The 6,409-nt window shown below is 68.2% G+C and carries 6 protein-coding genes and 1 pseudogene; 6 read left to right on the top strand and 1 reads right to left on the bottom strand.

Going from position 1 to position 6,409, the window contains the following annotated elements:
- From V2B31_RS03230 to V2B31_RS03215, 4 genes and pseudogenes are all read left to right on the top strand, one after another.
- A pseudogene (locus V2B31_RS03230) lies at positions 1–341 on the top strand (porphobilinogen synthase); the annotation flags it as partial.
- Positions 334–885 (top strand): GNAT family N-acetyltransferase, encoded by a 552-nt coding sequence (locus tag V2B31_RS03225; protein WP_328275184.1) that lies wholly within the window; start codon positions 334–336, stop codon positions 883–885. The pseudogene V2B31_RS03230 and the gene V2B31_RS03225, both read left to right, overlap by 8 nt.
- Positions 882–3,089, top strand: coding sequence for a spermidine synthase (locus V2B31_RS03220; RefSeq protein WP_422247862.1), 2,208 nt, complete (start codon positions 882–884; stop codon positions 3,087–3,089). The genes V2B31_RS03225 and V2B31_RS03220 overlap by 4 nt, the downstream gene beginning before the upstream one ends.
- Before the next feature lie 13 nt (positions 3,090–3,102).
- A complete protein-coding gene (locus V2B31_RS03215) occupies positions 3,103–3,690 on the top strand; it encodes a gamma carbonic anhydrase family protein (protein WP_328275182.1) in 588 nt (195 codons plus the stop codon).
- Positions 3,691–3,705: 15 nt separating this feature from the next.
- Here V2B31_RS03215 and V2B31_RS03210 read toward each other — a convergent pair whose 3' ends face one another.
- On the bottom strand, positions 3,706–5,103 hold the full coding sequence (locus V2B31_RS03210; RefSeq protein WP_328275179.1) for a leucyl aminopeptidase family protein: 1,398 nt from the start codon (positions 5,101–5,103) through the stop codon (positions 3,706–3,708).
- A gap of 144 nt (positions 5,104–5,247) precedes the next feature.
- On the opposite strand from V2B31_RS03210, the gene V2B31_RS03205 reads away from it, so the two are divergent.
- Together V2B31_RS03205 and V2B31_RS03200 are read left to right on the top strand one after the other, a co-directional pair.
- The gene (locus V2B31_RS03205) at positions 5,248–5,460 is read left to right on the top strand and encodes a hypothetical protein (protein WP_328275177.1); all 213 of its coding nucleotides are present in this window, start codon (positions 5,248–5,250) and stop codon (positions 5,458–5,460) included.
- Positions 5,460–6,287 carry a DUF4163 domain-containing protein gene (locus V2B31_RS03200; protein ID WP_328275175.1) on the top strand — a complete coding sequence of 276 codons (828 nt, stop codon included), beginning with the start codon at positions 5,460–5,462 and terminating at the stop codon, positions 6,285–6,287. The genes V2B31_RS03205 and V2B31_RS03200 overlap by 1 nt, the downstream gene beginning before the upstream one ends.
- The last annotated feature ends 122 nt before the right edge of the window (positions 6,288–6,409 follow it).

The raw sequence follows: 6,409 nt of genomic DNA, 5'->3' as shown, positions 1-6,409 counted from the left end.
TGCTGAAGGGCGACAAGAAAAATTACCAGATGGACCCGGCCAATGGCGAGGAGGCGCTGCGCGAGGTGGCGCTGGACCTGGCCGAGGGCGCGGACAGCGTGATGGTGAAGCCGGGGCTGCCCTATCTGGACATCGTGGCGCGGGTGCGCGACCGCTTCGCCGTGCCGGTGTTCGCCTATCAGGTGTCGGGGGAATATGCGATGATCGAACATGCCGCCGCGGCCGGCGCGGGGGACCGGGACGCGCTGGTGCTCGAAACGCTGATGGCGTTCAAGCGGGCGGGCTGTTCGGGCGTGCTCACCTATCATGCGCTCCATGCCGCACGGCTGCTGAATGGGTGAACTCCGTATCGAGACCGATCGGCTGATCCTTCGCGCGTGGCGGGAAGCGGATATCGATCCCCTGATGCAGGCGCTCGATACGGAGGATGTGGCCCGCTGGCTCGGCGGCCGTCGGCCCCGGGCTTATTATGTCGATCTGTATCAGCGCATGGCCGCCGCCCAGCGCGACATGGGGCATTGCTACTGGATCATGGAAGCCAGGGCCGACGGCGGCATCCTGGGCATATGCGGCCCTCGACGCGGCCGACATACGGGCACGCCGGTTCTGGGCGAGCTGGAACTGGGCTGGCGTCTGGCGGCAAGCCATTGGGGGCACGGCTATGCCAAGGAAGCGGCGCGCGCAGCGATCGACTGGTGTCGCCTGAATCGGCCGGATGACAGGCGGATCATTGCCTATACCGTGCCGCAGAACAGCGCGTCATGGGGCCTGATGATCGGCCTGGCCATGCGCCGGCGGGAAGATATGGATTTCGATCATCCTGATTATCCGGTGGGTCATCCGCTCAGCCGGCATATCGTCTATGCGCTGGAGGAATCGGCATGATGACATTTGGAACCCGTCCGCGCTTCGTGCTGACGATCTGCGCGGGGTCGTTCCTGCTGTTCCTCGTCCAGCCGATGATCGCGCGCATGGCGTTGCCGCGCCTTGGCGGCGCGCCGGCGGTATGGAACAGCGCGATGCTCGTCTATCAGGCGCTGCTGCTCGCCGGCTATGCCTATGCTCATTGGCTCGGCCGCTTCCCGGCGCGGCGGCAGGCGGCGATCCACCTTGTCCTGTTCCTCGCGAGCGCCATCTTCCTGCCGATCGGCCTGGCGGGCTGGGAACCGTCCACAAGGATCGCACCGGCGCTCTGGGTGCTGTGGCTGCTGGCTGCGTCGATCGGGCCGCTTTTCTTCGTGGTTGCCGCGCAAGCGCCGCTGCTCCAGCGCTGGTTCGCGCTGTCGGAGGATAGCGATCCCTATCCGCTCTATGCCGCGTCCAACCTCGGCAGCTTTGCCGGGCTGCTCGCCTATCCGCTGCTGGTCGAGCCGCTGCTGACATTGAAGGCGCAGAGCCTGCTCTGGTCGCTCGGCTATGGCGCGCTTTTCTTCCTGGTCTATGCGAGCGCGCGGCGGTTGCCGGCGGGCAGTCCGGGCGAAGCGCCGGTCGCCGCCTCGGACGCGCCGCCGCCGCCTTGGGGGACCATGGCGCTGTGGCTGGCGCTCGCAGCCGTGCCGTCGGGGCTGATGCTGGCGACCAGCCTCTATCTCACCACTGACATCGTCGCCATGCCGCTGCTCTGGGTGCTGCCGCTCGGCCTCTATCTGCTGAGCTTTTCGATCGGGTTCGCGCAGAACCGGAAACTGGCGGATATTTGCGGGCAGGTCGCGCCTTTGGTCCTGCTGATCGGCGCGTGCATCGCTTTTACCGGCACGATCCATTTCCCGGTCTTCATCGCGATCGGCATCCTGACCGTGCTGTTCGTGACGGCAATCGCGCTCCATGGCCGGCTCTACGATCTGCGGCCCGCGCCGGCGCAACTCACGCGCTTCTATCTGGTCATGTCGGTCGGCGGGATGCTGGGCGGGCTGTTCTGCGCGCTGGTTGCGCCGCTGATCTTCGACTGGACATATGAATATCCGATCCTGCTGATCGCCGCCGCTTCGCTGATGCCGGCGCGCGACGCGATATTGCGGCTGCCGCGCCTGATCTGGGACCATCCGCGCCGCCGGCACTGGCTCGCCGCGCTGATGCTGGTCATCGGGCTTTTGCTGTCGATGATCGGCGGCGGGCTGATCGGGCCGGACCCGACGCCGCAATGGGCCAAGACCGTCGCCTTCCTGACGATCATCGCGATGGGCGTGCTGGCGCTCGGTCACCGGACGCTGACCGCCGGGATGCTGGTCTATCTGATGCTGTGCCTGAGCGGTTGGGAGAAGCTGTCCCAGTCCGCGTCGGGGATGCTGACCCGCAGCTATTTCGGCGTCTATGGCGTGGCCGACAAGAACGACCGGCGCATCCTGTTCCACGGCACGACGCTGCACGGCATCCAGCTGCGCCGCGCCGGCTGGGAGCGGACGCCGACCAGTTACTATGCGCCCGATTCGGGCGTCGGTCTGGCGCTGCGCCAAGCGCCCGCCCTGGTCGGGCCGCGCGCGCGGATCGGCGTGGTGGGGCTGGGGGCCGGCACGCTCGCCTGCTATGCCGCGCCCGGCCAGAGCTGGCGCTTCTACGAGATCGACCCTGCGATGGCCGCCATCGCGCGCGATCCCGCGCGGTTCAGCTTCCTCTCGCGCTGCCAGCCCCGCGCCGGCATCGTGATCGGCGACGCGCGCCTGACCCTGGCGCGGGAGCCGGCTGGCAGCCTCGACCTGCTGGTGATCGACGCGTTTTCGTCGGACAGCATTCCGCTGCACCTGCTGACGCGCGAGGCGTTCGCCATCTATGCCGACCGGCTGTCGCCCAAGGGCGTCCTGCTGATCCACATTTCCAACCGCTATCTCGACCTGCGCCCGGCGATCGCGGCGCAAGCGGCGGCGGGCGGGTGGAAGGCGCGGTGGCGGCATTACACGCCCGACAAGCGCGACGCGCCGCGCCATTATGCGGCGTCGGTGTGGGTTGCGCTGTCGCGCGATCCTAAGCAACTCGACCTGCTCGCCGCCTCCAGCCCGCTGGGCGCTTGGCGGCCGCTGCGCCCAAGCCCCGGCTTCCCGCTCTGGACCGACGACCATGCCAGCATCCTGCCCGCGCTCAAGATACGACCATAACAAGGAGAGAGACGTGTCGCACCCGGACTATCCCGACGTCAGCATCATCGCGTTCCGCGGCAAGACGCCGGTGATCCACCCCAGCGCCTTCATCGCGCCGGGATGCCGCATCATCGGCGACGTGGAGATCGGGGCGGATGCGAGCATCTGGTATAATTGCGTGATCCGCGCCGACGTGAACCGCATCCGCATCGGCGCGCGCACCAACATCCAGGACGGCACCGTCATCCATTGCGACAGCGCGGGCGAGCGCGACGACGGGCGTCCGCTGGATGGCTGGCCGACGATCATCGGCGACGATGTGCTGATCGGCCATATGGCGATGGTCCATGGCTGCGTGCTGGGCGACCGCGCGTTCGTTGGGCTGGGCGCGATCGTGATGAGCGGCTGCACGGTCGAGAGCGACGCGATGCTGGCGGCGGGCGCGATGCTGACGTCGGGCAAGACCGTGGCGCACCGCCAGCTCTGGGCCGGGCGTCCCGCCAAATATATGCGCGACCTGAGCGACGCGGCGCTGATCGACATGCGCGAAGGCGTCGATCATTATGTCCACAATGGGAAGGCGCACAAGGGCGCGGTGAAGGCGCTGGGCGAGAGCTGAGCGCCGCTCGCCGCGCTATCCGCCGCGCCCGTAACGCTGCTGGAGCAGGCGAAACATGGCTCTCAGCCCCAGCGCCTCGCCGCCCTTGGGCCGCCCCGGCTTGGCGGACGGCCGCCAGGCGAAGGTGTCGAGATGCAGCCAGGGCGTCCCCTCCGGCACGAAGCGCTTGAGGAACAAAGCCGCTGTGATTGCACCCGCAAAGCCGCCTTCGCCGGCATTGTTGATGTCGGCGATGTCGGACTTGAGCATGTCGGCATAGCCGTCCCATAAAGGGAGCCGCCACAGCGGATCGTCCACCTCCATAGCCGCCGCCGCCGCGTCCGTCGCCAGCACATCGTCATTGGCGAAGAGGGCAGGGAGGTCCGGCCCCAGCGCCACCCGCGCCGCGCCGGTCAGCGTCGCAAAATCCACGATCAGCTCGGGCGTCTCCTCGACTGCGCGGGTCAGCGCATCGCCCAGCACGAGCCGCCCTTCCGCGTCGGTATTGCCGATCTCGACCGTCAGCCCCTGCCGCGTGCGCAATATGTCGCCGGGGCGGAAGGCGTTGCCGCTGATCGCATTTTCCGCCGCCGGGATCAGCAGGTGCAGCCGCACCGGCAGCCGCGCTCCCATGATGAGCTGCGCCAGCGCCAGCGCGTGCGCCGCGCCGCCCATATCCTTCTTCATCAGGCGCATACCCGACGAAGGCTTGATGTCCAGTCCGCCGCTGTCAAAGCAGATGCCCTTGCCGATAATGGCGATGCGCGGATGGGCCGGATCGCCCCAGACCAGCTCGATCAGGCGCGGCGCGAAGCCCTTGTCGGCCGCTTTGCCGACCGCATGGATCATCGGATAGCCCTGTTCGAGCGCATCGCCCTTCGTCACGCTGACGCTCGCGCCATGCGCTTTCCCCACCGCCAGCGCCGCCGCCTCCAGATCGGGGGGGCCCATGTCGGCGGCGGGCGTGTTGACGAGGTCGCGCACAAGCGCGACCGCCTGCGCGAGCTGGACCGTCGCCTCGATCCGCGCGACATCCCCGGTCAGCAGCACACGCGGCGCGGGGGCGCTGTCCTCCTTGCGATAGCGGTCGAACCGATATTGCGCCGTCAGCCAGCCCAGCGCCGCCGCGCCCGCCGCGCTGTCGGCAAGGCGATAGCTCCCCTCGGGCAGCGCCTCGGCCAGCTTTGCGAGGCACCAGGGGCCAAGCGCCGCCCGGTCCGCCACGCCCGCCACGACCCACCAGTCGTCCGCGCCGCCACCCGGCAGGATCGCGAACTCATGCGCCTTGCCCTTGAACTTCTGCGCCGCAACCATCGCCCGCAACGGCGCGGGCTGCGCCGCCAGCCAAGCGTCATGGCTTTCCGCATCGACCAGATGGATCGTCCGCGCGGGCTGCTGGTTGTCGGCTTTGAGGAGGTCGGGAAGGTCGGTCATGCGGGCGATCTAGCGACAAGCGGACACCCGAGGAAAGTCCTATTTGTTCGTCGCCGTCGCCGCACGACCGGCCCTTTCTTCCTTTGCACAAGCTGCGCGAGCAGCCTAGATTCGACCCATAAGCAACAGAGAAGGAGCAGGACGATGACCCAAGGTGACGATCGCAGCCTTCAAGCCGCCCGCGCGCGCGCCTATGCGCTCGCCGAGAGCGGTGAATTCGCCAACAGCCATGCCGTCGAGCAGGCGCTGATCGCGGAAGGCTGGTCCAACGCCGCCCGCGCGCTCGAAAGCGCCTATGCGCGCCAGGCGATCGGCGAACGCTGCCGCGCGGCTCGGCCGCTGGCGACGGCGCATTGATGCGGGGCGGGGGAATCGCGCTCGGCGCGGCGGCGCTTGGCCTCGCCGCCTGCGCGCCGTCGGCAGAGCAGCCGGCCGGCAATGCGACGGCGAACGCGGCGGCCAGCCGCTTCGCCGACCGCATGGCCGGCACGCCGCCGCCCGCGCCCCCCGCCAAGCCCTTCGCCACCAGCGAGAAGACCGACTTTCTCGACTATGGCTATGCCTATCCGGCGCAGGCCGCCGCCATCCCCTTCCTGGTCGCGAAGTTCGAGAAGGCGATGGCGGCGTCGAAGGCCGATGCGCTCAAAATGGCGAAAGAGGACAGCGCCTCTGCCAAGCAATCGGGCTATCCCTTCCGCGCGCACAGCCTCGACACCAAATGGGCGGTCGCGGCCGACACGCCGCGCTTCCTGGCGCTCAAATCGGAAACCTATGTCTATACCGGCGGCGCGCACGGGATGACCGCCTATGACGTGATCCTGTGGGACAAGCCGCGCCAGCGCGAGACCAGCGTCAAGGCGCTGATGACGTCGCCGCAAGCCTTCGCCGCTGCGATTCGCGACCGCTTCTGCGCCACGCTCGACGCGCAGCGCGCCGAAAAGCGCGGCGCGCCGGTGGTGCGCGGCGACGATGATTTCACCCAATGTATAGACCCGATGGAGCAGGCGCTGGTCCCCACCTCCCGCGACGGCAAGGCGATCGACGCGATAACCGTGGTCGTCGGCCCCTACAGCGCCGGCCCCTATGCCGAGGGGACATATGAGGTGCCGGTGCCGGTCGATGCGGCGATGCGCCGGGCCATCAAGACCGAATATCAGGATGGCTTTGCCGGCGGCGAGCAGTGACCGGAACCTTCAGCGACTTGTTCCCCGGCCTGCGCGGGGGAACAATGAGTGCGTTAGAAAAGCCCTCTTAACAGCCATTGATACGATAGCCCACGCCACGCCCCTCTCGCTTTCCGTGGAAC

Origin of the sequence: Sphingobium sp., assembly GCF_036170395.1 — a bacterium.
Lineage (GTDB): Bacteria > Pseudomonadota > Alphaproteobacteria > Sphingomonadales > Sphingomonadaceae > Sphingobium.
Note: the sequence above shows the minus strand (reverse complement) of the source record. Positions and strands in the feature narration are given on the sequence as shown.